Genomic DNA, 1,234 nt, shown 5'->3' with positions numbered 1-1,234 from the left:
AAAGGCCGACAGGCTGCTAGACGGTCGAATTTCGCCCGTTTGGCCGTCGATGATCGGCACGGTAGGCCCCGCGTAATCGGCGAAGAGATTCTCGCCGGCGCGATGAATCTGCCGCATTGAGCGCTTGAGCTTCCCGGCCCAAGCGCGATAGCGGGTGCAGAATGCCGTGTATTGGTCACCCCGCTCTCTCGTCGCTTGCCGGTACTCTTCCCGGAGCAGCGCAAGCGTCACGCCCTTCTTCTTGAGTTCCTGATGAACGCGCGCATAATCGGGCTCGATGAACGACGATGAACGTGCTTTCGCTTGCCGATACAGCAACCGCGCCAAGGCCAAATCGTCGTAATCTTCCGGCAGCGGCCAACCCATACTCGCCGCCTCGGACAGCCGCAGGTACTTGGCAACTACGCCTTTGGAGATCTTTAGCGCCCGGGCGATCGCCTCGAGGCTCAGATCAGTCGTATAACGGTATCGCAGTACATCTCGAATCTTGCGCATGGATAGTCTCTCCTGGGACATGCTCGCTCGCTTCCAAAAAGGCAGCGAGGATACCCTCGACTATCCATACAGCATCCCGTCGATCGGTCACGATCAGCGTGAAATTGCGGTTACGCTCTCGTGAAACGCCGGTCACGCTTTCCTGAAATCACCGGTCACGATGGCGTGAAATACGCACGCAAGTATTCCGGTCGTCAGTCGTGATTTGGGGAGAGCATGCCAACATGGAGAGTGAAAACCATGCCAGAATCGGAGCTCGATGATGGCGCAAGCGGTTCCCGACAAGCCTGATTGAGTCGTCCTTTTGCGACCATTGCTGGTTGATGCGCTGATCGAATTTGTCGTCTGACGTCGGCTAATCTTGTGGGTCGCTCTCGCTTTGCCCAGCATCGGCCCTTTCCCCCAGCAGCGGGTCCCGGGCAGGCGCCATACACTTCGTGGACATTGGCTCCTCCAGGTACACGATGATCTCGCGTACCACCGATGCCTAATGAGGAAGGAGATGATTTCGCAGCCGCACGCAGGGCATTGGGTGCCAGCACCCCGAAGGTGCGGGGCCGATGCCGGTATGGCGGCGGGATCAGGGCCGCCAAGCGATCGAGCCGTTCGCGTGGCGTGAGCATCAGTCTGACCCGATCATCGGGGTTCGGCTTGACGTTCTCGTATACCGTGTCGGGGTCACCCATTAGCCGACCCGTCCTTATTAAGGAGGCCCTTGAATTCCTTCCATCCGCACGGC

At 58.9% G+C, this 1,234-nt stretch carries 1 protein-coding gene and 1 pseudogene; one reads left to right on the top strand and one right to left on the bottom strand.

Going from position 1 to position 1,234, the window contains the following annotated elements; translation table 11 throughout:
* Positions 1-495, bottom strand: a pseudogene (locus AW06_RS19495) (IS21 family transposase); the annotation flags it as partial.
* Between AW06_RS19495 and AW06_RS21415 the strand changes: the two are divergent.
* Positions 494-619 (top strand): hypothetical protein, encoded by a 126-nt coding sequence (locus tag AW06_RS21415; protein ID WP_273704933.1) that lies wholly within the window; start codon positions 494-496, stop codon positions 617-619. The pseudogene AW06_RS19495 and the gene AW06_RS21415 overlap by 2 nt on opposite strands.
* The last annotated feature ends 615 nt before the right edge of the window (positions 620-1,234 follow it).

It is taken from the genome of Candidatus Accumulibacter cognatus (assembly GCF_000584975.1).
Lineage (GTDB): Bacteria > Pseudomonadota > Gammaproteobacteria > Burkholderiales > Rhodocyclaceae > Accumulibacter > Accumulibacter cognatus.
The sequence above is the reverse complement of the archived record's forward strand: the minus strand, read 5'-3'. Positions and strand labels throughout refer to the sequence as shown.